29 protein-coding genes, 1 tRNA gene and 1 pseudogene are annotated in these 24,727 nt (G+C 67.8%); 18 read left to right on the plus strand and 13 right to left on the minus strand.

Annotated features, from left to right (window positions below; translation table 11 throughout):
- Window positions 1–217 precede the first annotated feature (217 nt).
- The 6 genes from GGR16_RS12980 to GGR16_RS13005 form a co-directional block, all read right to left on the minus strand.
- Window positions 218–736, minus strand: a complete 519-nt coding sequence (locus GGR16_RS12980) for a MarR family transcriptional regulator (RefSeq protein ID WP_156332650.1) — start codon at window positions 734–736, stop codon at window positions 218–220.
- A gap of 195 nt (window positions 737–931) precedes the next feature.
- A complete protein-coding gene (locus GGR16_RS12985; RefSeq protein ID WP_183316906.1) occupies window positions 932–2,974 on the minus strand; it encodes a bifunctional DNA primase/polymerase in 2,043 nt (680 codons plus the stop codon).
- A 109-nt stretch (window positions 2,975–3,083) separates the two neighbouring features.
- The gene (locus GGR16_RS12990; RefSeq protein WP_019403007.1) at window positions 3,084–3,395 is read right to left on the minus strand and encodes a hypothetical protein; all 312 of its coding nucleotides are present in this window, start codon (window positions 3,393–3,395) and stop codon (window positions 3,084–3,086) included.
- The gene (locus tag GGR16_RS12995) at window positions 3,388–3,657 is read right to left on the minus strand and encodes a hypothetical protein (RefSeq protein ID WP_183316907.1); all 270 of its coding nucleotides are present in this window, start codon (window positions 3,655–3,657) and stop codon (window positions 3,388–3,390) included. Before GGR16_RS12995 ends, GGR16_RS12990 begins: the two co-directional genes overlap by 8 nt.
- A complete protein-coding gene (locus tag GGR16_RS13000; protein ID WP_183316908.1) occupies window positions 3,654–3,872 on the minus strand; it encodes a hypothetical protein in 219 nt (72 codons plus the stop codon). Before GGR16_RS13000 ends, GGR16_RS12995 begins: the two co-directional genes overlap by 4 nt.
- 12 nt (window positions 3,873–3,884) lie before the next feature.
- Entirely contained in the window at window positions 3,885–4,739 is an 855-nt protein-coding gene (locus GGR16_RS13005) for a prohibitin family protein (protein ID WP_183316909.1), read from the minus strand.
- A 460-nt stretch (window positions 4,740–5,199) separates the two neighbouring features.
- On the opposite strand from GGR16_RS13005, the gene GGR16_RS13010 reads away from it, so the two are divergent.
- From GGR16_RS13010 to GGR16_RS13095, 18 genes and pseudogenes are all read left to right on the plus strand, one after another.
- Window positions 5,200–5,400 carry a hypothetical protein gene (locus GGR16_RS13010; protein ID WP_019403002.1) on the plus strand — a complete coding sequence of 67 codons (201 nt, stop codon included), beginning with the start codon at window positions 5,200–5,202 and terminating at the stop codon, window positions 5,398–5,400.
- A gap of 95 nt (window positions 5,401–5,495) precedes the next feature.
- Window positions 5,496–6,248, plus strand: a complete 753-nt coding sequence (locus GGR16_RS13015; RefSeq protein ID WP_183316910.1) for a DUF6378 domain-containing protein — start codon at window positions 5,496–5,498, stop codon at window positions 6,246–6,248.
- Window positions 6,245–6,733, plus strand: coding sequence for a hypothetical protein (locus tag GGR16_RS13020; RefSeq protein WP_183316911.1), 489 nt, complete (start codon window positions 6,245–6,247; stop codon window positions 6,731–6,733). Before GGR16_RS13015 ends, GGR16_RS13020 begins: the two co-directional genes overlap by 4 nt.
- A gap of 15 nt (window positions 6,734–6,748) precedes the next feature.
- Complete coding sequence (locus GGR16_RS13025) at window positions 6,749–6,976, plus strand: hypothetical protein (protein ID WP_183316912.1); 228 nt, start codon at window positions 6,749–6,751, stop codon at window positions 6,974–6,976.
- Window positions 6,977–7,033: 57 nt separating this feature from the next.
- Window positions 7,034–8,320 (plus strand): DEAD/DEAH box helicase, encoded by a 1,287-nt coding sequence (locus GGR16_RS13030; protein WP_183316913.1) that lies wholly within the window; start codon window positions 7,034–7,036, stop codon window positions 8,318–8,320.
- A 30-nt stretch (window positions 8,321–8,350) separates the two neighbouring features.
- Window positions 8,351–8,917, plus strand: a complete 567-nt coding sequence (locus GGR16_RS13035) for a hypothetical protein (protein WP_183316914.1) — start codon at window positions 8,351–8,353, stop codon at window positions 8,915–8,917.
- On the plus strand, window positions 8,914–9,168 hold the full coding sequence (locus GGR16_RS13040; protein WP_183316915.1) for a hypothetical protein: 255 nt from the start codon (window positions 8,914–8,916) through the stop codon (window positions 9,166–9,168). Before GGR16_RS13035 ends, GGR16_RS13040 begins: the two co-directional genes overlap by 4 nt.
- Window positions 9,161–9,448 (plus strand): hypothetical protein, encoded by a 288-nt coding sequence (locus tag GGR16_RS13045; protein ID WP_183316916.1) that lies wholly within the window; start codon window positions 9,161–9,163, stop codon window positions 9,446–9,448. The genes GGR16_RS13040 and GGR16_RS13045 overlap by 8 nt, the downstream gene beginning before the upstream one ends.
- A 97-nt stretch (window positions 9,449–9,545) precedes the next feature.
- Window positions 9,546–10,796: a DUF2800 domain-containing protein gene (locus tag GGR16_RS13050; RefSeq protein ID WP_183316917.1), complete on the plus strand. Its 1,251-nt coding sequence runs from the start codon at window positions 9,546–9,548 to the stop codon at window positions 10,794–10,796.
- A 1-nt stretch (window position 10,797) separates the two neighbouring features.
- The gene (locus GGR16_RS13055) at window positions 10,798–11,067 is read left to right on the plus strand and encodes a hypothetical protein (RefSeq protein ID WP_183316918.1); all 270 of its coding nucleotides are present in this window, start codon (window positions 10,798–10,800) and stop codon (window positions 11,065–11,067) included.
- A 106-nt stretch (window positions 11,068–11,173) separates the two neighbouring features.
- Window positions 11,174–11,770, plus strand: coding sequence for an ssDNA-binding protein (locus GGR16_RS13060; protein WP_183316919.1), 597 nt, complete (start codon window positions 11,174–11,176; stop codon window positions 11,768–11,770).
- 23 nt (window positions 11,771–11,793) lie between these two features.
- Window positions 11,794–12,009: a hypothetical protein gene (locus GGR16_RS13065; RefSeq protein ID WP_019402991.1), complete on the plus strand. Its 216-nt coding sequence runs from the start codon at window positions 11,794–11,796 to the stop codon at window positions 12,007–12,009.
- Entirely contained in the window at window positions 12,006–12,272 is a 267-nt protein-coding gene (locus GGR16_RS13070) for a DUF2312 domain-containing protein (RefSeq protein ID WP_019402990.1), read from the plus strand. Before GGR16_RS13065 ends, GGR16_RS13070 begins: the two co-directional genes overlap by 4 nt.
- A 52-nt stretch (window positions 12,273–12,324) precedes the next feature.
- Window positions 12,325–12,957 (plus strand): hypothetical protein, encoded by a 633-nt coding sequence (locus GGR16_RS13075; protein WP_019402989.1) that lies wholly within the window; start codon window positions 12,325–12,327, stop codon window positions 12,955–12,957.
- Window positions 12,958–12,974: 17 nt separating this feature from the next.
- On the plus strand, window positions 12,975–13,526 hold the full coding sequence (locus tag GGR16_RS13080; protein ID WP_183316920.1) for a phosphohydrolase: 552 nt from the start codon (window positions 12,975–12,977) through the stop codon (window positions 13,524–13,526).
- Window positions 13,514–14,065 (plus strand): SAM-dependent DNA methyltransferase, encoded by a 552-nt coding sequence (locus GGR16_RS13085; RefSeq protein WP_183316921.1) that lies wholly within the window; start codon window positions 13,514–13,516, stop codon window positions 14,063–14,065. Before GGR16_RS13080 ends, GGR16_RS13085 begins: the two co-directional genes overlap by 13 nt.
- Window positions 14,062–15,127: pseudogene (locus tag GGR16_RS26585) on the plus strand (hypothetical protein); the annotation flags it as partial. The gene GGR16_RS13085 and the pseudogene GGR16_RS26585, both read left to right, overlap by 4 nt.
- Before the next feature lie 1,139 nt (window positions 15,128–16,266).
- The gene (locus GGR16_RS13095; RefSeq protein ID WP_019402985.1) at window positions 16,267–17,562 is read left to right on the plus strand and encodes a metallophosphoesterase family protein; all 1,296 of its coding nucleotides are present in this window, start codon (window positions 16,267–16,269) and stop codon (window positions 17,560–17,562) included.
- Window positions 17,563–17,856: 294 nt separating this feature from the next.
- On the opposite strand, the gene GGR16_RS13100 is transcribed toward GGR16_RS13095, so the two are convergent.
- From GGR16_RS13100 to GGR16_RS13130, 7 genes are all read right to left on the minus strand, one after another.
- Window positions 17,857–17,932 (minus strand) — tRNA-Glu (locus GGR16_RS13100).
- 86 nt (window positions 17,933–18,018) lie between these two features.
- Window positions 18,019–19,785 (minus strand): single-stranded-DNA-specific exonuclease RecJ, encoded by a 1,767-nt coding sequence (recJ, locus tag GGR16_RS13105; RefSeq protein WP_246373103.1) that lies wholly within the window; start codon window positions 19,783–19,785, stop codon window positions 18,019–18,021.
- Between the two features lie 194 nt (window positions 19,786–19,979).
- Window positions 19,980–20,435 (minus strand): GNAT family N-acetyltransferase, encoded by a 456-nt coding sequence (locus GGR16_RS13110; RefSeq protein WP_183316924.1) that lies wholly within the window; start codon window positions 20,433–20,435, stop codon window positions 19,980–19,982.
- A 48-nt stretch (window positions 20,436–20,483) separates the two neighbouring features.
- Window positions 20,484–21,479 carry a class II fructose-bisphosphatase gene (glpX, locus tag GGR16_RS13115; RefSeq protein WP_019402980.1) on the minus strand — a complete coding sequence of 332 codons (996 nt, stop codon included), beginning with the start codon at window positions 21,477–21,479 and terminating at the stop codon, window positions 20,484–20,486.
- A 107-nt stretch (window positions 21,480–21,586) separates the two neighbouring features.
- Window positions 21,587–22,909, minus strand: a complete 1,323-nt coding sequence (locus GGR16_RS13120) for a homoserine dehydrogenase (RefSeq protein ID WP_019402979.1) — start codon at window positions 22,907–22,909, stop codon at window positions 21,587–21,589.
- Window positions 22,910–22,963: 54 nt separating this feature from the next.
- Window positions 22,964–24,181 (minus strand): LL-diaminopimelate aminotransferase, encoded by a 1,218-nt coding sequence (locus GGR16_RS13125; RefSeq protein ID WP_019402978.1) that lies wholly within the window; start codon window positions 24,179–24,181, stop codon window positions 22,964–22,966.
- Window positions 24,182–24,301: 120 nt separating this feature from the next.
- On the minus strand, window positions 24,302–24,664 hold the full coding sequence (locus GGR16_RS13130; protein ID WP_156332651.1) for a hypothetical protein: 363 nt from the start codon (window positions 24,662–24,664) through the stop codon (window positions 24,302–24,304).
- Between the last annotated feature and the right edge of the window lie 63 nt (window positions 24,665–24,727).

Genomic DNA, 24,727 nt, shown 5'->3' on the forward strand with positions numbered 1-24,727 from the left:
TTCCCTGCATCGCTGATTGCGCCGCGAATCGGCACCCGGCCGCGTCCATGTCGAACGCCTCCTTACCCCTCGTCTTGCCGGGTGGGCTCGCAATATCAAACCACACGTCAAGCTGCCCATTCGCCGACACGCAACCGCCGACGAGCACGGCGCACGCGACAATCGCAATCCTCATCGTCGAGCCCTCCGCCCGCCGAAGAGATACCGCAACCGACCCTCAGATCACAAGCCGGGCGGCCTCGTGCAGTTCCTCGCCGGCCGGCGTCAGCCGGTATAGCCATTCGGGCGCGCGCTTCGCCTGCACGCTGATGGGCAACCCCTTCACGTAGACGTGCGGCCTCCAGGCCGGATTACGCTCCCGCTCCAACAGTCCGCGCTCGCGCATCGTCTTGAGCCGCATGACCACCGAGCCCCGCTTGAGCCCCGTCGCCTCGATAACCTCCGGCTGCGAATAACGCCGCCCCGGCTCGAGTCTCGCCGCGATCTTCATCTCCAGCGTGACGACCGGCCTCGTCGTCCGCGCCTTCCCGCGCTGCCGGCGTCGCTCTTTCGCCGCGCGCCGCTGCTCCAGCTTCTCCCGACGCCACCGCGCACGCTGCGCCCGCTTCATGCGCTCGATCGCGGTCGGGGTGTGCTTGTCGCCCCGCCGCATCGGCGGTCTCCAGGTGTCGAGGCCAACCGGTGTCGGGTCGAGTGCAACCAGGTCGAGCCACCACGCTTTGCGTCTTCTGGCCACCGCCGCAAACCTCCGCCTGTCCCCCCGTCTCGGCGACGTCAGCGGAAGTCAGTCCTCCCCCCTTTAGGGGGGACTGACTTCCGCACTCAACTTCCGCAAGACTTCCGCATAATGATTTCAATGACTTAGCACCTGTAGTCCCGCAACTTCCGCAAGACTTCCGCAAACCGACTTCCGCATAATGATTTCAATGACTTAGCTGGTGTTCCCCTCCGTCTGCGGAAGTTCCGCGGAAGTCTCCGGCGCGACTTCCGCAACCTCCGCAACCCCGACAATCGCGAATATCTCGTCGACGGATTTGACGACGCGGAGCCCTTTGAGCTTCGAGCGCTTGTCGCATTCTTCGTATTTGAGGATGCCCTTGCCGAGCCAATCATCGACCAGGCGCGCCGCCTCTGTCGCATCCATCCCGAGGCGCTGGTGCAGCACGCGAGGAGCGAACCGGCCCGTCGCTCTCGTCTGCGGGTGCGGAGAGAGCGGGGCGCCCGCCTCCCAAGCCTCCCCGAAGACAGACGCCACGGCCGCCAGCTCGTGAGGCGCGGGCCAATCGTTGTCGCCCTCATCACGGGGCCGCAGCACGCCGCCATCCCACCGCAGGCGAATGGCCGTGTCGTCGCCGGCCGCCGCATAGTTCGCTTTTTTGCGGGACAGGATGCGCTCGTCGCCGCGGCCGTCTTCCGGCCGGGTGAGGTAGAGGCGCGAGCGAACGGCGTTGTTCCAGGCCGTCGAGCCCGAGGAGCCCGTCCCCGTGGCCATGCCGGCGAGCGACGGGTGCGCCAGGATGATGACGGTAAGCTCGACGCCGCGTTGCGCCGCGGCCTTGATGAGGCCGCCGCAAACCGTCTTCACGAAGTAATTGACCTGCGCGCGCAGGCTCTCGTTGCCGCCGAACATGTCGGCGACGGTGTCGAGCACGAGAAGCTCGACGCGCTCGTCGAGCACGGCTTTCGCGAGCTGGCGTAGGAACGGGGTGCGGGTTGGCTTCCCGGCCGCGTCGAACGTCACGAGGAGATTGTCCTCGCCGACGCGGGGCCAGATGAGCGCGTTGGCCAGGCCATCGGCAAACTCGTAGCCGAGGCCGCCGACAATCGCCGCGTGGCGGCGGTGCAGCTCGTCGCGGTCGTCCTCACAGAACACGGCGAGGCACTTGCGTGGCGCCGCGTCCATGCCGAGCCATTGGCGGCCGGTGGAAGACGCATATATGAGCTGCTGCGCGAGGAGCGTCTTGCCGAGGCCGCCGTCACCGTAGATCGACGTCACGGTGCCGGCGGGGATCCAGTCCTCGACGATCCAGCGGCGCTCGGGGGGCTCGCCGGTGAAGGCCTCGGCGGTGAAGTAGGGCTTCGGGGCTGGCGGCGGGGGCTCGTAGTCGGCGGGGCCGAAATCGGCCTGCGGCGTGCGCACGCCGGGCGGGCTGGTGCCGTAGGCATAGGCGTTGTCGACCTTGCGCATCAGCTCGTCGGGTTGCCACGGCGGCCGGCACCGGTCGTTCCACTGGTTCGCGAGCATCTCGAACGCGAGCGGGGGCGAGATGCCGAAGTCCTTGAGCCGCGCGGCGACGCGGTAGGTTGTGACGTCCCCGCCCTCTCCCTCGATCGCGATGGGCGCGGATTCGGCGAGCCATCGCTCGGCGCGGCGAATGGCGTCGTCGGTGTCGAGGTCGACGAGCGGCGTGTCGTCGGTCTCCTTGCGCTCTCGAGGCGCTTCGCACAATGACAGGAGCCAATCCGGCGCGTCGGCGATGGGCAGGTCTTTGGGGCTGCGGCCGATCGCCCATTCATAGCTGCCGGCGGCGGTGACGCTGCCGGGGGCGACGACATAGCCGTGATGGCAGCGCACGTCGATGCCGGCGGCGATGCCGCCGCGATCGCCCTGGCTGTTGGCCACGTCGCGCGGCGTGCGGAAGTAGAGATGCCGGCCGCCCGAGGGCGTGAGGGCCTCGACGGTCGCCGGCAGCTCGCCGTAAGCCATGAGCAGCATGTCGAGGCTGTCGGCGCCGCGCTTGCCGGGCTTCTGGTCGATGTCGAGCACGAGCAGGCCGTTGCCTGTCGCGATGCCGATGTTGTTCGGCTGCACGAGCCCGGCGGGGTCAACCCACCACTCGCGAATCTGTGTTGCGTCTTGCGTGGCGCGCGTCGGGAATCGGGAAATGGCTGGCAGCTTGTCGCGCTCGCGGAGGGGGAACACGCGGAAGCCACGGCCGGCGATGTCCAGCGCTGCGGAGAGCTTGTCGTCCAAGTCGATGTGTGCCATATCTTGAACCGTCTAGGCGGGCGAGTGCCTGGATCTCCTTGGCGGGAAGGGGAAGAGCCCGATGGGTCGACCATCGGGCTCTTTTTATACGCCGTCAACTGTTGCGAGATGCGAGAGGCGGCGATTCCTTCGGACGCGATTCGCGCAGCCTTCCCATGATCCGCGCGAGCGCGGCAACGCGCCGCTCGATGCAGGCGTCTATGTCCGGGCGGTCAGCCATTTCCTTCGCGATGGCAACGCCGCCGTGCACCTGCTTGTCGGGGCGATCGCCGAGCGTCACGGATACATAGGCGATGTACGGGCTGTCCGGGGGCAGCTCGTGCGCCCGGACGTTCCCGCACCAGCCACGCGCCGCGAACGCGGCGAGTAGCTTCCGTTGGACGGGATGACGCGAGCCGTCACTCATCTCGTCCCGCCTCCGTGGGTGCGGCGGCGTCGCCTCCTTCGGCGAAGCCCACGCGGGGCAACGTGACGGGAATGTTGCGCCGGCCGGTGAGGCCGCCGACGAAGGCGGCCTTGCGGCGCTTCTGCGCGAGGTATTCGGGGTCTTCGCGGAGCCGCGCGGCGTGCGCGGCCAGGGCGTCGATGTGCGACCGGGGCAAATTCAACCGGTGCGAGATCGACACCTGCGTGTTGGCGGAGTTGGCGTCGCTCCGGCGGATGGTCATTGTTCGAGCCTTTGGACGCGCACCGGCACGACCTCCCAATCGTCGACGTCTTCAACGTCGGGCGACCTCTTCGCCGCCGAGATTGCCGTGCTCGGGCCTTCGTAGAGTTGCGGGGTGTTGCCGGCGCTTCCATCGCGCAGCCTGCGCCGGAGGAATCCGCCGGTGTCCTTGCGCACGAGCACGTAGAGCGTGCGCTCCAGTGTCGGTTCGGTCATTGCAGGCGGCCGTTACCGGTTGAGCCCGAGCATGGGCACAGCGCCGCCGGGCACCATCGTGGTCGGGAGCTGGCCGTTCCAGCGCTCCGCCTGCACCAGGCCGACGAGGTTCGGATTGTCGCGCAGCGCCTCGCCGCGGGCGCGGATGGCCTGCGCCTCGGCCTCGCCGCGCAGCTTGATCGCATCCGCATCGGCCTGCGCCTGCGCACGGACGGCGTCGGCCTTGGCGGTCGCCTGGGTGACGGTGATCTCGGCCTGCACCTTCTCGCGCTCGGCGTTCTGGCGGAGCCGCTGCACCTCGACCTCGGCAAGCATGCGCTGTTCGATGCTGGCCTCGTAGGCGTCGCTGAAATCGAGGTTCTCGATCTGCACGCCGGTGATAATCACAGGCCCGGCGACGGCCTCGGCGATGGCCGCCCTCACCTCCGCGTTAAGGCGCTCGCGCTCCTGGATCGCCGTGACGGCATTGAAGCGGCCGAAGACCGTCTTGAGCTCCGACATGACACGCGGCTGGATCAGCCGGGCAACGACGGCCTCCTCGCTGCCGAAACGCGAGTAGATGTCCACGACCTGCTCGGGCACGAGTCGGTAGTTGACCGAGACCTGCATGTCGGCCGGCTGCTGGTCCCGGCTGTAGGCCGCGAGGCGCTCGTAGGTGACGATGCGGTCCTGCACGCTGAACGTCACGATGTCGTCGACGATCGGCATCTTGAAGCCGAGGCCGGGGCCGGCCACGCCGGTGACCGCACCGTTGCGCAGCAGGACGCCGCGCTCGCCCTGGTCGATGGTGTACCAGGAGCCGAAGAGGGTCGTGACGGCGGTGAAGAATGCCGCGACGGCAAGAGCCGCGATTGCGGGGGCACGCATGTAGAATCCTTTCTGAGAGGGGGAAAACGATCGCCTCGAGGGGGCGGACTCGAAGGGGTCGAACGGGTCTCGGCGCATGTCAGCGTTTCCTTGGCGGTTTGCGGTCGAGGAGTTGGAGCGCCCGGTAGATGCCGAGCGCCAGCAGGCCGGCGACCACGAGGCCGCCGATAAGCAGTAGGAGCTTCATGAGGGCTCTCCTTGGTGCGGGTGCGTTCTGCGCAAATTGCGCGAGTTGCAAAAATAGGATTGACAAAACCCTACAGGATTGTCAATCGTAAGGACATGACGACCACGTCGCTTTTGACCGAGATCGAGAGCTTCCTGCGGAGCCACGGCATGGGCCGGGCACGCTTCGGGCATCTCTGCGCCGGTGATCCCGACCTGGTCCGTGAGCTTGAGCGCGGACGTAAACCGCGGCCGAAGACTGAGCAAAAGATTCGATCATTCATGGAGAATTACGATGGCCGCATTCAAAAGCACCTCGGCCCGTAACGACTTCATCTTTTGGGGAACGCTGGCGACGTTCGCCGTTCCCGGTATTGTCCTCGGCGCACTCACCGGATGGGCTGAGGTATTCCTCGCCCTCGGTTGCTACCTGCTCGGCATGGTCGGGCTCGGCGCCGCGTGCTGGTTCACGCGGGGAGAGGACGATCTCTCGTGACGCAGTTTCTGGTGGAGCTGCTGGCCGCTGTGTTCTGCGTATGGCTGGCGCTCCACCTCTGCGCCGATTTCTTCCGTGACTAGAGGCAGTTGCGAATGAACACCCGCAAGGAAATCCTGGAAAAGGCGCTCGACGCCGTGAACAAGCGGCCCAAGGCCTACGGCCCACCGGCCGAGAATTTCGAGCGCATCGCGCGCCGCTGGAACGTCCATCTCCAGAACCGCGGCCTCACGCTGTGCGACAGTAACGGCGCGCCGGTCGCGCTCGACGCGGTCGACGTTGCGACGATGAGCGTCGACCTCAAGCTCGCACGGCTGGAGGAGACCCCGGACCACGAAGACTCGTGGGTCGACGTGGCCGGCTACGGCGCTTGCGGCGCCGAAGTTGCGCGAGTTGCGGCGAGTGCCGAAACGACAACGACCGCGCAGGAGGGGCCAGCGCCGAAGTTCAAGGTCGGCGATCGGGTCCGGCTGAGTAATCTGCCGCCCGATGCCCATCCGGGCATGCGCATCGGCTTTCTCGGTCGTGTGCTCCGTGCCCGCGAGTACGGTAGCATGCATGTTCTGGTCGAGTTTGACGAGGATTTCAACGGCCACGACGGCCACGACAGAGACGTGCGCGGCAAAGACGGCCATTGCTGGTGGTGTTCGCCGGACGTTCTGGAGGTTGTCGAAGAACCCGCCTGGAAACGTGCCAAGGTCGGCGATGTGGTGCGGTTCCGCGCCGGCTGCGACCTTCGTTCCGGCGAGGTTAGCGAGGTCGACGACACCCCAGGCGACCGATGGCGAGTAGCTGTCCGGGGCTTCGGGTGGGTTCATAACGACAACGTCGAGGAGATCGTCGCGTGACGGTCCTTGCGCTCGACCTCGGGACGACGACCGGATGGGCCTACGGCGCCGATGAGCGCGGCCTGCGCTGCGGCTTCTGGCGCCTCAAGGTCGGCCGCTACGACACCGTCAGCATGCGCTACGTCCGGTTCGAGCGGCACCTCGACGAGCTGCACAAGCTCGTGGGCTTCCGGCACGTCGTCTACGAGGAAGTGCGCAAGCACCGCGGCACCGATGCCGCGCACATCTATGGCGGTCTCCAGGCCACCCTCCTCCGCTGGTGCGAAACCCGCGGGGTGCCCTGCGAAGGCGTGCCGGTCGGCACCATCAAGAAGCATTGGACCGGGAAGGGCAACGCCTCGAAGGACCACATGCGAGCCGCCGCCGACGAGCGCGGATACGCGCATTCCGGCGACGAGAACGAGATCGATGCGTTGGCTCTCGCGCATTGGTACGTGGCGGAGCACCAGGCCTCGTCACCTGAAATCGAAGAGCTTTTGAAGTAGCCAAGGAGACTAGAGATGAAGAATATCGAGGTCGAAATCGGGTTCGACGAGGCCGTCGAGTACGGCAAGGTTTACGCCGCCAAGATGGGCGACCGCTCCGAATCCGACGTTATCAAGCAGGCGATCCTCGACATCTATGGCGCAACGCATGTCATCGCCTCCGCGCGCGCCACGAACATGCTGATCGAGGTGACGAAGAACATGGCGATCCGGGGCCGGCGCTTCCCTTCGGGGAGGACATGACCGGAAATCGGAGGAAGGCCGCCACAAATGCGTCTTGATTGTCGAGAGTTGCGAAAAATGAACGTTGCAGAAGACGCAGGCTTGTTTCCCTACCAGGAGGAAGGCGCCGCCTTCCTTGCGCGCGTCGGTCGCGGGTTGCTAGCGGACGACATGGGCTTGGGCAAGACGGCCCAGGCGATTGCGGCTGCGAAGAAAATTGCCGCGCGCCGCGTCATCATCGTGTGCCCCGCGTCGCTATGCGAGAACTGGAGGCGCGAGTTCAAGAAGTTCTGGCCCGGTTTCGGCGGGGAGTTGTTCGTCAAGTCCTACAACAAGGCGCACGACTTCGGCGGCGCGACGACTTGCGACGTCCTCATTCTCGACGAGGCGCACTACCTCAAGAACAAGGACGCCAAGCGCACCAAGGCGATATTCGGCCCGAAGTGTGACGGCAAGGGCGGCCTGGTCGAGCACGCAAAGCATGTCTTCCTGCTCACCGGCACGCCGACGCCGAACCATCCCGCGGAGCTGTGGCCGCTGGCGCGCGCCGTGTTCCCCGAGGCGATCCTCAACCCCAAGATTCCGGGCAAGCCATTGGCCTACTGGCCGTTCGTCGGCCGCTTCTGCAAGACGTTCGACAACGGCTTCGGCATCAAGATCACCGGCGGCAAGAACCTCAAGGAGCTGCGCCAGCGTATTGCCCCGTTCGTGCTCCGGCGCCGGAAGGAGGAGGTGCTCACCGACTTGCCGCCGATCCGGTTCGACACGCTGCCGCTCGAAGGCATCCGGTTGCCGGTAGCGCTCAACGATGCCGGGATGGTCGAATCGGACGTCATTCGAAAGACGCTCGCGGAGAAGGGCGTCGGCGGTCTCGCCGAGATCGCGCCCCATGTCGCGAGTCTGCGCCGTCTCACCGGCCTCGCCAAGGTAGCCCCCGTGGTCGAATGGGTGCGCGACTGGCTCGACGCGGGCGGTTCGAAGATTGTCCTGTTCGCTCACCACAAGGAAGTCATCGCTGCTTTGTCTGATGCGCTCGACCGCGCAGTCGTGGTCACGGGCTCGACGACTCCGGCGGTGCGGCAGGCGGTCGTCGACAGTTTCCAGAACGACCCCGCATGCCGCGTCTTCATCGGCCAGCTCCAGGCGGCCGGCACCGGCCTGACGCTGACGGCCTCGAGCGACCTCCTGTTCGTCGAAACATCGTGGGTGCCGGCGGAGAACCAGCAGGCCGCGATGCGCATCCACCGTATCGGCCAGCGCAACGCTTGCATCGTGCGCGTGGCCACCCTCGCCGGTTCGATCGACGAGGACGTCCAGAAAGCGGTCCTGCGGAAGATGCAGGACATCCGCTCTCTTTGGTCCTGATGTTGCGAGTTGGGAAAAAGGAAGAATCGCATGACCATCAAGCTCGAAATCACTGCCGCGGAAGGCCCGGAGCTGGCGCAGAAGCTGCTCGGCACCCTCGGCGCCTTCGCCCTCGCCGGCCGAGAGGCGCGTGTCACGCCGCCTCCGCGGGAGACGGAGGCGGAGCCGACGCCGAGCGCCCCGGCGCCCGAGGCGGCCGAGAAGCCGAAGCGCGCCACGAAGCGCACGAAGGAGGAGCCGGCCGAGAAGACCGTCGCCGAGCCCGTGCCGGAGGCCGAAGCGCAGCCGGAGGAGAAGTTCGAGGCGCCCCCCGCGGAGCCCGAAGAAGCGCCGGCCCATACCGCCGACGACTGCCGCGCGAAGCTCATGGAGGTGTGCAAGCGCCTGGCGCCGGAGATCGGTGTCGCCCTGTTCAGGAAGCATCTTCCGAAGGTCGAGAAGCCGAACATCTCGGCGCTCAAGGCGGACCAGTATGCCGCCTTCATCGCTGACGCCGACCGGGCGCTCGAGGCGCTCGCCGAGGCCGAGTCCCTCGCCGACGTCGACGAGAATGCGCGGCCGAAGGTCATCGCGACGGCGAAGGAGAACATCGGGTGACGACCTTCCGCACGAGCGAGATGGCCGTCATCGACAGCACCCGCGGCGACGTGATGGCGTTTTTCTTCGACGGCTATCTCATCCTCAACCAGGGGACGGTGTCGATCTACCTCGACGAGGACCGCGCCAAGGCCATCGCCAAGGAGCTGCTCGCCTACGTCGAGCGGAACGCGCTCCGTCAGGACGATGCGTCCGGGCCGGATCAGCAGGCCCTCCCCCTTGGCATCCAGGACATGCCGGACAATGCGTGAGCCGAACCCCATTGCGCTCGGGCTCGTCGCTGCCGCGACCATGATTGCGGCCGCGAAGACCGTCCCGACGCGCCGTCAGAAGTTCATGGCGGAAAATCCGCTGCCGGTCGTCGGGATTTCCCGGCATCGGCGGCTCGTCCCCCGGCGCCGGCACAAGCAGGCCGGCGAGCTCTACGACTTCGTTGAAGTGCCGATCAAGTACGAGCCGCAGCCGCCGGCACACCGGCGTTCCCGGTACTCGGGCGCGGCTCTTCGCAAGATCCGCAAGACCCATCGGTGACTAGGACAATATGCACATGTCTAGGGAAGCCAGACAAGCTGCTTGACGCCGCATAGGTCCATGATCCTAAATGTTCACTATTCGTTCACGGTGCTCCATGACCAAAGCGAAGGACAAACACGCCGAAGGCCGGGCGCACGCTGATCGCGCTCACGCCAAGTTGGCACCGTCAGCCGCCAGCCGTTGGGTGAACTGCCCCGGCTCCGTTCGGCTGTCGGCCGGCATCGAGTCCCGGTCGTCGATTTGGGCCGATGAGGGCACCGCGGCGCATACGCTGGCGGAGATGTGCCTCAATACCGGGTTCGACGCCGACCGCTTCCTCGACGGATGCGTCGACGTCAACACCGGCAGGGTGCACGAGACCATGCCGCCGCAGCTCGAAGGCAAGCCTCGCGTGTTCGCCATCGACGAGGAGATGGCAGGGGCGGTCCAAGTCTACCTCGACCTCGTGCGCAGCCTCGTGCAGGAGGGCGACGAGTACGAGACCGAGCAGCGGCTCGACCTGTCGTCGGTGCACCCGGACATCTTCGGCACGGGCGACTTCCTGCTCTACCGGCCGTCGACGCACAAGCTCGTCATCGTCGACTACAAGCACGGCAAGGGCGTCGCGGTCGATCCGCGCGAGAACAAGCAGCTCATGACCTACGCGGTGGGCGCGGCGCTCCGCTACCACAACCGCGGCATCGACGAGGTCGAGCTTATCGTCGTGCAGCCGCGCGCCGAGGGCGACGAGGTCAAGACGTGGAAGACCGACGCCGTCACCCTCCTCGAATGGCGGTTCGAGTTGGAGGCCGCCGCCAAGGCGACCGAGGAGCCGGACGCGCCGCTCCAGGCCGGCGAGTGGTGCAAGTTCTGTCCCGCTCTCCCCGACTGCCCGGCCAACCGGGCGCGCCGCGCCGAGCTGGCGCGGATCGAGTTCGCCGAGGATGGAGAGCTGAAGTTGTCCGAGCCTTCGACGATCGCCCCGGAGCGGTTGGCCGCCATCCTGCGGGAGGCGCACCTCTTCAAGGACTGGTTCCGTCGCGTCGAGGAGTTCGCCCACGCAGAGGCCACCGAAGGCCGCATGCCGCCGGGGTTCAAGCTGGTGGCCAAGCGCGCCACACGCCGGTGGCGCGACGAGGACGAGGCGGCGAGTTACCTGTCGATGGTCTACGGCCTCGACGATGAGGCGCTCTACGAGCGCAAGATGCTGTCCCCGGCGAAGGCCGAGACGGTAATCGGCAAGAAGAATAAAGACGACATTAAGCACCTCGTCGTCAGCAAATCATCTGGCACGAACCTTGTTCCAGAAGAAGACAAGAGACCGGCGGTTCGTGTGGACGCGAAAACCGAGTTTGCGGAGGCTTGATATGCGCAACACGGAACCGATCCTGGCGACAATCGAGGCCGTCCTGCGGCAGAAAGCGTGGGCGTTCTCGCATGTGGTGATGGGGAGCTTCGAGGGGCTGGAGGTTCCTATCGTCGTCCTGCACAACGGCGACGTTGTTCTGCTGCTTCTGAACGACCAGGAGATCGCCACCACCGTGGCCGGCGACTCCTCGGCTATCGCCGCTGCGCTCGACGGCATGGAAGAGGCCTTCCGCGAGAGCGGATGCATCGCCGGGATGCGCGCGCACTAGCAGATTCCCCGACATCCCCGCCAACCAGTGGAATCGGCGCTCACGTGCCGGAGCCGTGCTCAAAGTGTGAGATCGATGTTGTGAATTGAGAAAAGGGAAAATTCGCATGGCTATCAATCCGTTGGTCTGCCGCATCAGCCAGAAGACCGGCAACATCATCACGCCGCGTATCCGCATGGTATACCCGGCCCTGTTCAAGCCGTGGGCGCCTCGCGGGAGCGACCAGGAACCGAAGTTCCAGCTCACGATCCTCGTCCCGAAGGCGGCCGACATCGCCCTCCTCAAGAAGGGCGCCCAGGACGCGGCGTTTGCCGAGTTCGGCAAGGACGCCAAGGGGGTGAAGACGCCGTTCATCAAGACCGAGGAGCAGGAGCGGTTCGCCGACTACGCGGACGAGTACCCGACCATGATCCGCGCCCGTTCGAACGAGCGGCCGGGCGTGGCCGACCGCGAGGGCAAGGACGTCTTCGAGGACCGCGCCGACGAGGTCTACGGCGGCCGGTGGGCGTTCGTGTCGCTGCGGCCGTATGCGTGGAAGCACCCGACCGGCGGCAAGGGTGTCAGCTTCGGCCTCCAGAACGTCCAGCTCCTCGAGGACGACGAGCCCATCGGCGGCGGTCGCGTGGCCGCGTCGAGCGAGTTCGAGCCGGTCGAGGGCATCGGCGGGGACGACAGCGAGGACGCGGCGTCGCTTTTCGTGTGACCCGCTTGTTGGGAGTTGCGAAAATGAAGGTCATTCCGCGCAAGAAGACCTTCGAGAGCATCACGGCCGGACTCTCGAAGATGGTCGATGACCTGCTGGCGTTCGCCGACAGGGAGAAGACCGAAGGCCAGCGCAAGCTCGTCGAGAGCGGTCGGCTGATGGCCGAGCACGAGGCCCACAACCGTGAGGCCGACCGTGCGAAGGCAACGGCCGACAAGATCAAGGGGCTCCTGGCATGAGCGAAGGAACCCCCTCGATCGGGCACAACTCCGGCGCCGTCGCGACCGAGGAGCTGCGCAGCTATCAGCAGCGCATCGAACGGCTGGAGGAAGAGGCCAAATCGGTTCGTGACGACATGAAGGAGGTCTACGCCGAGATGAAGGCCCGCGGGTTCGACGTGAAGGCGTTCAAGGAGGCCCGGCGCCGCCAGAAGCAGGAATCGGACTTCCAGGCGGTCGTCGAGCTGTACGAGGAGCACCTCCTCTCCGAGATGCTGGCCTGAACGTGACGGGGGCTACGGCCCCCGTCCGCCCTCTTTGTTGCGAGTTGCGAAAATGAGAGTCCTCATCGCTTGCGAGTTCTCGGGCATCGTGCGCCGGGCGTTCGCCGCCCGCGGACACGACGCATGGTCGTGCGACCTGCTACCGGCCGAGGACCGGAGCAACAAGCACCTTGTCGGCGACGTGCGGAACTACCTCAACGACGGGTGGGATCTGCTCATGGTCGCGCACCCGCCGTGCACCCGTCTGTGCAACTCCGGCGTCCGTTGGCTCAAAGTGCCCCCGCCTGGCCGCACGGCCGAGGAGATGTGGCGGGAGCTGGATGAAGGCGCCGACCTCTTCTCGGCCTGCTGGAATGCGCCCATCCCCCGGATCGCTGTCGAGAACCCGGTCATGCACCGGTACGCGAAGGAGCGCATCCGCAACTATCAGCCGCCGGCGCAAACGGTGCAGCCCTGGTGGTTCGGAGACCCCTTCTTCAAGGCAACGAGCTTCTACCTCAAAGGGCTTCCCCCGCTCGTCCCCACCAAACGACTGATCCCTCCGAAGCCGGGCACCCCGGAGCACCGCGCGTGGTCGCGCGTGCATCGGGCGCCCCCAGGCCCCGACCGATGGAAAGAGCGGTCCCGAACGTTTCCCGGCATCGCCGAGGCCATGGCTGACCAATGGGGCTCACTTCGCCCCTGATGTTGCGAGTTGCGAAAATGGACACCCGCAAAGGCGACTGGATGCAGACCTACACGGGCCGCCAGTTCTGGCCACTCGATCCCCGCCCCGACGACGTCGACATCGACGATATCGCTCACGCGCTCGGGAATCTGTGCCGCTACAACGGCCACTGCCGCGCCTTCTACAGCGTCGCCGAGCACAGCGTCCTCGTCGCCGAGCGCGCATCGCCGCCGAACAAGCTGGCCGCGCTGCTGCACGACGCGGCCGAGGCCTATCTGTGCGACCTGCCGCGGCCCGTGAAGCGGAGCGTCAGCGGCTACGCCGAGGCCGAGGCGGCCGTCGAGCGGGCGATCGCCGCGAAGTTCGGCGTGCCCCACCCGTGGCCGGCCGAGGTCAAGGATCTCGATAACCGGATCCTGCACGACGAGAAGGCGCAGCTCATGAGGCCGGAGCCGGCCCCGTGGCGCCTGCCAGGCGAACCCCTCGGCGTGACGCTGCACCTGTGGAGGCCGAAGGCCGCCGCGGCGCACTTCAAGCTCATGTTCTACCGGCTCGTGAACGGGGCGCCGCAGTCATGGCTGTCCTGAACGCGATGCTTTCCGGCGGCGAGCGCCGGAGTGATGACTTCTACCCGACGCCGCCCGAGGCCACCCGTGCGCTCTTGCCTTGGATCGAGGACTTCCCCCGCGGGGTGTGGGAGCCGGCCTGCGGCGACGGCGCCTTGGCGGAGGTGCTGCGCAAGGCCGGTTACGCTGTAACGCCCACCGACCTCGTCGACCGCGGCTACGGCAAGGGAGGTATCGACTTCCTCGGGACGCGTAGCGCATGGGGCGCCGCGATCGTCACCAACCCCCCGTTCAAGCTCGCGCAGCAGTTCATCGAGCACGCCGAGCGTCTCGGCATCGGGCACATGGCCCTCCTGCTCAAGAGCAATTTCTGGCAGGCCAAACGCCGCGCGCCGCTCTTCCGCCGGTGGCGCCCGCACCAGATCCTCGCGCTCAACTGGCGCCTTGATTTCACGGGTGCCGGCGCCCCGCACACCGACTGTATGTGGTGCATCTGGCGGCCGGCGGGGCTCGGGATCGTCTCCTACGACATCGTCGACAAGCCGGGGGGCGCGGCATGAAGCACATCCTCCACCGCGACTACGAGACCCGATCCGTCGTCGATCTCCAGGCCGCCGGCACCCACGCCTATATGGAGCACGCCACAACCGACGTCTGGTGCTGCGCCTACGCCGTCGACGAAGGGCCGGTAAAGTTGTGGGTGCCCGGCGATCCGGTGCCCGACGAGTTCGTCGAAGCCGCCGAAAACCCGGATTGGCTGGCGTATGCCCACAACGCGGCGTTTGAACGCCTCGCCGAGCACTACATCATGGCCCCGCGCTACGGCTGGCCGGAAATCCCGCTGGAGCGGCAGCGCTGCACGATGGTGATGGCGCATGCGATGGCGCTACCGGGCTCGTTGGAGAACGCTGCCCGCGCGCTCGGGCTCGACGTCCAGAAGGACACCAAGGGCCGCGCGCTCATGCTCCAGATGTGCCGGCCGCGGAAGGGGCCGGACCCGAAGTGCTCCTATTGCGACGGCACCGGCGAGTTCTACGGCAACCTCGGCCTCGCCTGCGGCTGCATCCAGTGGTGGGATGAGCCGGAGAAACGCGAGCGCCTCTACACCTATTGCCAGCATGACGTCGAGGTCGAGCGCTCCCTTCACAAGCGCCTTGTGCCCCTCACCCCGTCCGAGCTGGCGCTGTGGCACCTCGACCAGAGCATCAACGATCGCGGCGTCTATGTCGACGTCGCCATGTGCGAGAGCGCCAAGCGCATCGTGAAGGCCACGGCCGAGCGCCTCGACAAGGAAATGGCGCGCGTCACCGAGCAGCGCGTGACTGCATGCTCGCAGGTTCAGAAGCTCCTTGAGTTCGTGAAGCTGCGCGGCGTCGACGCGACGAGCCTGTCGAAGGACACGCTCACCGACATCCTAGTGCGCGACGACCTGCCGGCCGACGTGCGCCGCGCGCTGGAACTGCGCCGGCAGGCGGCCAAGGCCAGCGTGTCGAAGATCAACGCGCTCATGGCCGGCAAGAGCAGCGACGGCCGCTCGAAGATGATGCTCCAGTTCCACGCCGCGTCCACCGGGCGGTGGGCCGGCCGGCGATTCCAGCCGCAGAACCTCATGCGGCCGGAAGACGGCTTCGACGTCGACCAGGCCGTCGAGGCCATCCTCGTCGGCGACCTCGACGTCATGGACATGATGTACGAGGAGCCCATCTCGGCGGTGGCGAATTGCATCCGCGGCACCGTCATCTCCGCGCCGGGCACCCGGTTCGTCACGGCCGACTTCGCGAACATCGAAGGGCGCGGCATCGCGTGGCTGGCCGGGGAGCGCTGGAAGCTCGACGCATTCCGGGCATATGACGCCGGCACCGGCCCGGACCTCTACAAGGTCGCGGCCGGCGGCATCTTCGGCGTGCCACCGAGCGAGATCGGCAAGGACAGCCGGCGCCAGATCGGCAAGGTCTCCGAGCTGGCGCTCGGCTACCAGGGCGGCCCGGCGGCTTTCCGCACCATGGCAAAGACCTACGGCCTCAAGATCGAGGAGTATTTCGACATCGTCATGGAGGCGGCCGACCCGCGGTTCGTCGACGAGGCGCACGAGGCATGGGATGCCTACGGCAAGTCCTCGGGCATCGCCAAGCGGGCGTGGCTTCCGGCCGAGGTCGTCAAGCGCGCGTGGCGCCACAAGCACCCGCGGATCGTGTGCTACTGGCAGGATCTCGAAAACGCGGCCATCGAAGCGGTCGAGCATCCCGGCAAGGTCGTTCCGGTTCTCGACGAATACGGCGACCCCTACGCCGCTCCGGTCAAGTTCCGCGTGGCCGGCTCGTTCCTGTGGCTGCTCCTGCCGAGCGGACGGCCGCTCTGCTACCCCTACCCGAAGCTTGTCGAGAAGGCGACGTCGTGGGGCACGACAAAGCGGACGCTCCAGTACATGGGCGTCGACAGCCGCACCCACAAATGGGGCGAGCAGTACACCTACGGCGGCAAGCTCGCCGAGAACGTGACGCAGGCTATCGCTCGCGACGTGCTCGCCGATTCCATGGTGCGCCTGGAGGCCGCCGGTTATCCGATCGTGCTCACGGTCCACGACGAGGTTGTCGCCGAGCGCGCCCTCGGTGAGGGCTCGCTGGAGGAGTTCGAGCGCATCATGGGCGAGGTGCCGGCATGGGCCGCCGGCCTGCCGATCGCCGTCGAGGGATGGGAAGGCACGCGCTACCGCAAGTAGCGCGCCCGAAGTGTTGTGAGTTGGGAAGAAAGGAAAGACGCAATGCCGACACCTCCGATCAACGAGAACGAGTCCCGGCGCCGGAAGGAGGCCATCGAGGCGGCGCTCCGGGGCGGCGCCAACCCCTTCAACGTCGACATGGGCGGCCGGGGTTCCGCGGTGCAGGTCGCGGCCAGGATGCTCGGGATCCACGATGCGACGCTTACCAATTGGGTCCGGCGCCAGCGGCAGCTTGCCGAGGCCGGCAAGCCGAACTTCGAGCCCGACTGGAGCCTCTTCCGATCCGGCGCTGTGGCCGCGCAGCCGCGCGAGGATCTCGCCGCCAAGGTGGCCGCGGCGCTACGCACCGCGCCCGCCTCGCTGGAGGAGCTGTCGTCGCGGTTCGGCATCACGGCCGCGCAGGCTCTCTCGGCGGTCGAGACGCTCCGCAGCACCGGCGTGTCGGTCATGCTGGTCGGCGAGCGCTTCGAGGTGGCGCGGCAGCATCAGCCGGCATGGACGGCCGGCGAGCCGCTGCGCATCTACACCGACGCCAACAACCGCCTCGTCTTCGGCGCCATCGGCGACAATCACGCCGGATCGAAGTACAGCCGGTGGGATGTGGTCGACGACCTCTACGACCGGTTCGCCGCGGCCGGCGTCGAGCATGTGTTCCACACGGGCAACTGGATCGACGGCGAGGCGCGGTTCAACAAATACGATATCGACACGGCGGGACTCGACAACCAGTGCCGCGAGCTGGCGAACCGGTGGCCGGAGCGGGAGGGCATCTCGACCTACGCCGTGTGGGGCGACGATCACGAGGGCTGGTATGCGCAGCGCGAGGGCGTCGACGTCGGCCGCTACTGCCAGTCGACGTTCCGCCAGGCGGGGCGCGAGGACTGGCATGACCTCGGCTTCATGGAGGCGCACGTCGAGATCGTGAACGCCAACACCGGGAAGTCGGTCATCATGGCCGTTGTGCACCCCGGCGGCGGCACTGCCTACGCCCTCTCCTATCGGCCGCAGAAGATCATCGAATCGCTGGAAGGCGGCACGAAGCCGGCCATCATCCTGCTCGGCCACTACCACAAGCTCGACCCCGGCCTGGTGCGGAACGTCTGGTATCTCCAGACCGGATGCTGCCAGGACCAGACCCCGTTCATGCGCAAGAAGTCGATCGAGGCGCACGTCGGCGGCGCTATCGTCGAGATTGAACAGGATCCAGCCACCGGCGCGATCATCGGTTTCAACCCCGGCATGATCCGCTACTTCAACCGGGGCTACTACGCCGGCCGGGATCAGTGGTCGCACCACGGGCCGGTGGCCCAGGTGCCTCGCAGCGTGGGCGGCGTGTAGCGAGTTGCGAAAAATACGAAAAATCGACAGTTGACATTCCGCGCAGAATGAGCGGGGCTGAGTTCAAAGCGCGGGCGATCGCCCGCTTCGGGAGGCGCGGCTGGCAGAAGGAGCTGGCCGCGCTTCTTCGCGTCGACGTCTCGACGATTCGTCGGTGGGTGGCCGAGGACCGGGTGCCTTGGTGGGCCGCTGGCCGGTTTTAACTGGCCAGTTTAACTGGCCAGTTCGCGTTGTGTTCTGCGATTTTGCAGCCCGCCCGCAACCCTAAGATATTGATTTTTATGGGAATTTAGGTGGCGCGCCCAAGGGGACTCGAACCCCTGTTTTCGCCGTGAAAGGGCGACGTCCTAGACCGCTAGACGATGGGCGCGCGGCCTCGCGAGGCGAGGTAGCGGCGCGACATATAGAGCGGTTCGCCGGCCGCGGCAAGCACAACCGCCGGGGAAGAACGGTGGATCAGGCCCCATCCACAGCCTTGCCGGGCGTGGCGGGCGCCACGTCCGTGACCCGCAGGTCGACGCGCTCCGCCCCGCCCCAGCGGTCGATGGCGAGGCTGCCGGCAGCGTGGATACGCTCGCCGCGCGCCGCAAGGAGCGCGCGGCCGAGCGGCTGGTCGGCGGCGCGGAAGGCGATGCCGCCGACCTGGCTGCCGTCGCCGGCCCGCAGCTTGAGGCGCACATGGCCGTTACCGACGACGGCCGCCTCCGTGAGGATGTGATGCGGGAAGGCGAAGACCGGCTCCGGGTGGCCGGAGCCGAAGGGCCCTGCCCCGGCAAGCCGCGCCATCAGCTCCGCCGTGGCGGAGGCGGCCGTCATCGCCCCGTCGACCAGGAGGGCCGTGTCCGCTCCCGCCACCGCGACGCTGTCGCGCAGCAGGGCGTCGATGGCCTCGGTGAAGGCCGGCAGGCTGTCATTGGCGAGCGTCACGCCGGCCGCCATGGCATGGCCGCCGCCCTTCGCCACCTGCCCCGCCTCGACCAGCCGGCGCACCGCAGCGCCGAGATCGACCCCGGCGATCGAGCGGCCGGAGCCGGTGAGGCCGCCGTCGCCGTTCGCCGCAAAGGCGAAGGCGGGTTTCTGGAAACGCTCCTTCACCCGCGCGGCGACGAGGCCGACGACGCCCGGGTGCCAGTCCGGCGCGTGCACCACGAGCACCGCCCGGTCGGGATCGGCCGTGAGCGCCATGTCCGCCTGCGCCATCGCCTCCTCGACGGCGATGAGCTCGATGGCCTGGCGCTCCTTGTTGAGCCGGTCGAGCTCCGCCGCGGTCCCCCGCGCCACCGCATCGTCCAGCGTCAGGAGCAGCCGGGCGCCGAGCGCCGCATCGCCGATGCGCCCGCCGGCATTGATGCGTGGCCCGAGCAGGAAACCGAGGTGCCAGGCCTCGGGCGGTCCGGACAGGGCGGCCGTGTCCATCAGCGCCGTCAGTCCCGCCCGGCCGCGCCGGCGCATGACGGCGAGCCCCTGGCGCACGAAGGCGCGGTTGAGGCCCTTGAGCGGCACGACGTCGGCCACGGTCGCCAGCGCCACGAGGTCGAGCTCGGCGAGAAGATCGGGCTGCGGCCGGTCCGCCCGCCAGAAGCCGGCCTCCCGCAGCGCGCGATTGAGCGCGACGAGTACGAGGAAGACCACCCCGGCCGCAGCGAGATGGCCGAGGCCGGAGAGATCGTCCTGCCGGTTCGGATTGACGAGAGCCTCGACGCGCGGCAGGTCCGCCGGCGCCTGATGGTGGTCGATGACGACCACATCCATGCCGAGCTCGCGCGCATGGGCGAAGACCGCATGGCTCGCGGTGCCGCAGTCAACGGTGACGAGAAGGCGCGCCCCCGCCTCCCGCAGCGCCGTGACGGCCGCCGTGTTGGGCCCGTAGCCCTCCGTCAGCCGGTCCGGGATGTGAATGACGTAGGGAACGCCGCAGCGGCCGAGAAAGCCGCCGATGAGGGCGGCCGAACAGGCGCCGTCGACGTCGTAGTCGCCGAAGATCGCGACCTGCTCGCCCCGCTCCGCCGCGGCGACGAGCCGCGCGACGGCGGCATTCATGTCGCGCAGCACGGAAGGGTCTGGCAGGAGATCGCGCAGGCGCGGCTCGAGGAACGGCACGGCATCGCCCGCGGCGACGCCGCGTGCGGCGAGCACGCGCGCCACCATGTCCGGCAGGCCGTGCTGCTGCACCATGGCGAGAGCCTGCAGCGCCTGCGTCTCGTCGCACCGGTCGCGCCACATGCGGCCGAGGGCCGAGCGTTGGACACCGAGAAAGGGGCGCGGCGCGTGGGACGCCGCCGCGGGACTGTCTACGGAATCGATGGGGGCCCGCGCGAGGGATGATTCGCTCATGGCCCGATTATTCACGGCGCCACCGCGGGGCCAACCGCCTCAGGGTAGAAGCACCGGGGAAGAAAGCATCAGGGAAGAGCGCATCAGGGCAGCGACTTGCGGTACTGGATGAAGCCGGCATCTTCCGCCACGCGGTCATAAAGCGCCCGGCCCGCTGCGTTGTCCTTGTGCGTCAGCCAGTAGACGCGCTCCGCCCCGGCGGCGCGCGCCGCGTCATAGACCGCCTCGATGAGCCGCCGCCCCAGGCCGCGCCCCCGCTGCGCCTCGGCCGTGAAGAGGTCGTTGAGGTAGCAGCGCGGCGCGAGGCTCCACGTCGTGGCATGGAAGACGTAATGCGCGATGGCCGCGAGCTCGCCGTCGACGAAGGCGCCGAGGCCATGGATCGGCTCGGCGGGATCGAGCATGCGCGCGAAGGTGCCGTCCGTCACCGCCGGCGGCAGGGAGATGCCGTAGAAGGCCTGGTAGCCCTGCCACAGCGGGTCCCACGCCGCCCGGTCCGCGGCCGCGAGCGGCCGCACGACAATGCCATCCTCCGACATCGTGCCTCCCCTCCCGGCGGCTGCCGTGTGAGCCGATCCGGAGAACGATCAATCCAGATGGAACTTGGCGAGTTCCCGGTGCTCGGCCTTGATGCGGCGCACGGTGCCCGTGGCCGAGCGGTAGACCACCGTCTCCGTCTCGATCACGTCCTTGCGGAAGCGCACGCCCGAGAGAAGGGCGCCGTTGGTAACGCCCGTGGCGGCGACGATGACGTCACCCGAGGCGAGGTCGAGCAGATGGTACTTCCGGTTCGGGTCGTCGACGCCCATCTTGGCCGCGCGGTCGAGCTTCTCGGCCGTGTCGAGGATGAGGCGGGCCTGCATCTGGCCGCCGACGCAGCGCAGCGCCCCGGCCGCGAGCACGCCCTCCGGGGCGGCGCCGATGCCGAGATACATGTCGATGCCGGTCTCTTCCGGGTTCGCCGTGAAGATGACGCCGGCGACGTCGCCGTCGGTGATGAGGCGGATGCCGGCGCCCGTCTTGCGCACGGCCGCGATCATGTCGGCGTGGCGCGGCCGGTCGAGCATCATCACGTTGATCTCGTTCGGCTTGACGCCCTTGGCCTTGGCGAGGGCGTTGATGTTGTCCACCGGCGAGGCGTCGAGGTCGATCACCCCGTCCGGATAGCCGGGACCGACGGCGATCTTCTGCATGTAGACGTCGGGCGCGCCGAGCAGCGTGCCCGCCTCGGCCATGGCCATGACGGTGATGGCACCCGGCATGTCCTTGGCGCAGAGCGTCGTGCCCTCGAGCGGATCGACCGCGATGTCGACCTTCGGCCCCTTGGTGTTGCCGACCTTCTCGCCGATGAACAGCATCGGCGCCTCGTCGCGCTCGCCCTCGCCGATGACGACGGTGCCGTCGATCGGCAGGCGGTTGAGCTCCCGGCGCATGGCATCGACCGCGGCCTGGTCGGCCGCCTTCTCGTTGCCGCGCCCGCGCAGCCGCGCCGCGGCGACGGCGGCACGCTCGGTCACGCGCACGAGCTCCAGCGTGAGGATGCGTTCGATCAGCTGGTTCGGCTTGACGGTAATCTCGCTCATCGCGGTCGGATCTCCCTAAAGGCCGTTCAGATCAGCGGGGCCGGAACGGCCGTCTGGATCATTCAAGGTGCGAGCCTGTTCGCTGGCGCGGCACGATCAGCCGCAGCTCACTCCCGTTCAATACGGATAACTTGTGGCGCCTCGGCGACATGCCCGTCGCCGATCACCTTGTCCACCGCCTTGCGGATGGCTGCTTCCGTCGTCGCATAGGTGATGAGCACTACCGGCACCGGCGCGCCGGAGCGCCCGGAGGGATCCCGCTGGGCGGCATCTTCCGACCGGTGCTGGACGATGCTCTCCAGCGAGATGTCCGCCTCCGCCATGCGGGTGACGATGGAAGCCGCGGCGCCCGGCCTGTCATAGGCGGTGAGGCGCACGTAATAGCCGCCGGTATGCATGCGCATCGCCGCGCGCTCGGGCTTGCGCAGCGCGCCGACGGGCACGCCGAAGGCCGGCCCTGCACCGCCCGCGGCAAGGTCGCAGATGTCGGCGACGACGGCCGAGGCGGTCGCGTCGCCCCCCGCCCCCGGGCCGACGAGCGTGACCTCGCGCACCGCATCGGCGTCGATGGTGACGGCATTGGTCACGCCCATCACCTGCGCGATGGCGGAGGATTTCGGCACCATCGTGGGGTGGACGCGCTGCTCGATGCCCGTCTTCGTCCGCTCGGCGACGCCGAGCAGCTTGATGCGGTAGCCGAGCTCGTCGGCCATGCGAATGTCGATGGGGCTGATCGAGGAGATGCCCTCGACATAGATCGCCTCGGCGTCGATCTCGGTGCCGAAGGCGAGGCTCGTGAGGATCGACAGCTTGTGCGCCGTGTCGAAGCCGCCGATATCGAAGGTCGGATCCGCCTCGGCATAGCCGAGCCGCTGCGCGTCCTTGAGGCATTCGTCGAAGGACAGGCCCTCCGCCTCCATGCGCGAGAGGATGTAGTTGCAGGTGCCGTTGAGGATGCCGTAGACGCGGCTGACGCTGTTGCCGCCGAGCGCCTCGCGCAGCGTCTTGATGACGGGAATGCCGCCGGCGACCGAAGCCTCGAAGGCGAGCGACACGCCCTTCTTCTCGGCGAGCGCGGCGAGCGTCACGCCGTGCCGGGCGAGCAGCGCCTTGTTGGCGGTGACGACGTGCTTGCCGGTCTCCAACGCCGCGGTGACGGCCTCGAGCGCCGGGCCGTCCTCCCCGCCGATGAGCTCGACGAAACAGTCGATGTCGCCGCTGCGGGCGAGCGCGACCGGATCGTCGAACCACGTGAGCGTCGCGAGATCGAAGCCACGCTCGCGCGTGCGGTCGCGCGCGGTCACGGCGGTCACCCTCACCCGGCGTCCGAGACGGGCGGTAAGCTGCTCGTCCTGACGGGCAAGCATGCGCACGGCGGAAGCGCCGACCGTGCCGAGGCCGGCGATGCCGACCCTGAAATCATGCGACATGGTGAACCAGACTCGCGGGAACGAAAGGCAACGAGATCCGGCGCGGCCGGCGCCTCAGCGCCGGGCCGCGAGCGGGACCACGTTGTGCAACGTTTTGTCCGCCGTTTCAAGGAAGCGGCGGATATTGCGGGCGGCCTGGCGGATGCGCTGCTCGTTCTCCACAATGGCGATCCGCACATATTCGTCGCCGTGCTCGCCGAAGCCGATGCCCGGCGCGACCGCGACATCCGCCTTCTCGACGAGCAGCTTCGAGAATTCGAGGCTGCCGAGGCCGCGGAAGGGCTCCGGAATGGGCACCCAGGCGAACATCGAGGCGCTCGGCGCCGGGATCTGCCAGCCGGCGCGGCCGAAGGAATCGACCAGCGCGTCGCGGCGCCGGCGATAGATGTCGCGCATCTCGACGATACAGTCGTCCGGCCCGTTGAGGGCGGCCGTGGCCGCCACCTGCACGGGCGTATAGGCGCCGTAGTCGAGATAGGACTTCACGCGGGCGAGCGCCGCCAGCAGCCGCTCGTTGCCCACGGCAAAGCCCATGCGCCAGCCGGCCATGGAATAGGTCTTCGACATCGAGGTGAACTCGACCGTGACGTCCATGGCGCCCGGCACCTGCAGCACCGACGGCGGCGGCTCGCCGTCGAAATAGACCTCGGCATAGGCGAGGTCGGACAGGACGATGAGCTCGTGCTTCTTCGCAAAGGCCACGAGGTCCTTGTAGAAGTCGAGCGAGGCCACATAGGCCGTGGGGTTCGACGGATAGCAGACGACGACCGCGATGGGCTTGGGGATCGAATGCACCACCGCCCGCTCGAGCGCGGGGAAGAAGGCCGGCGTCGGCTCGGCCGGCACGGAGCGGATGGCGCCGCCGGCCATCAGGAAGCCGAAGGCGTGGATCGGATAGCTCGGATTGGGCACGAGCACGACGTCGCCGGGCCCGGTGATGGCCTGCGCCATGTTGGCGAAGCCCTCCTTCGAGCCGAGCGTGGCGACCACCTGGGTGTCGGGATCGAGCTTCACGCCGAAGCGGCGCTCGTAATAGCCCGCCTGGGCCCGGCGCAGCCCGCCGATGCCCTTGGAGGCCGAATAGCGGTCGGTGCGCGGCTTGCCGGCGGTCTCGACCAGCTTCTCGATGACGTGGCGCGGCGCCGGCAGATCGGGATTGCCCATGCCGAGGTCGATGATGTCGGCCCCGTTAGCTCGGGCGGCGGCCTTGATCCGGTTCACCTGCTCGAAAACATAGGGCGGCAGACGCTTGATGCGGTGAAAATCGGTCATGGCTACTCGAGTCCCTGGATCGGGCCGCGCATCACAATCCTTCCGGCGCGGCAGCTTTGATTTAGCACCCGGCCGGCCAAAGGCAGAATGTTTTTTCGCGCCTGCGGCATGGCCGCCGCGCTATTGCGCTCCCGGCGTCGCCGACAGCGCCTTGGCCTCCGAGGCGGCCGCCTCGTTCGCCCGCCGCCGCGCCTCCAGCTCCTGCTTCAGCCGTTCGGCCTCGTCGGCGGTCCGCGGCCGTATCGCGCGGGCCGGCGGCTGTACGCCGATGGGCATGTAGCTGAGGTCCTCGGGGCGCGACTGCGTGACGAATTCGGCCGACTGCGGCGCCTCGGCGCGAAGCCCGGTGGCGACGGCGACGCCCCGCACCGCCTCGCCGCCGCTCGTGCAGGCGGCAAGGACGAGCGGCAGCAGCACGGGCAGCGCCCGGCAGGCGCGGCTCGCGGGCGCAGACTGGAAAAGGCCTCGCAAAGAACGTCTCATCGGTATGAACTCTTGTGAAAGGACCATCTGCGACAAGTCTCTCATCCACATGCGCGATGCCCA

This window comes from Chelatococcus caeni, from assembly GCF_014196925.1.
In the GTDB taxonomy this organism is placed as follows: Bacteria; Pseudomonadota; Alphaproteobacteria; order Rhizobiales; family Beijerinckiaceae; genus Chelatococcus_A; species Chelatococcus_A caeni.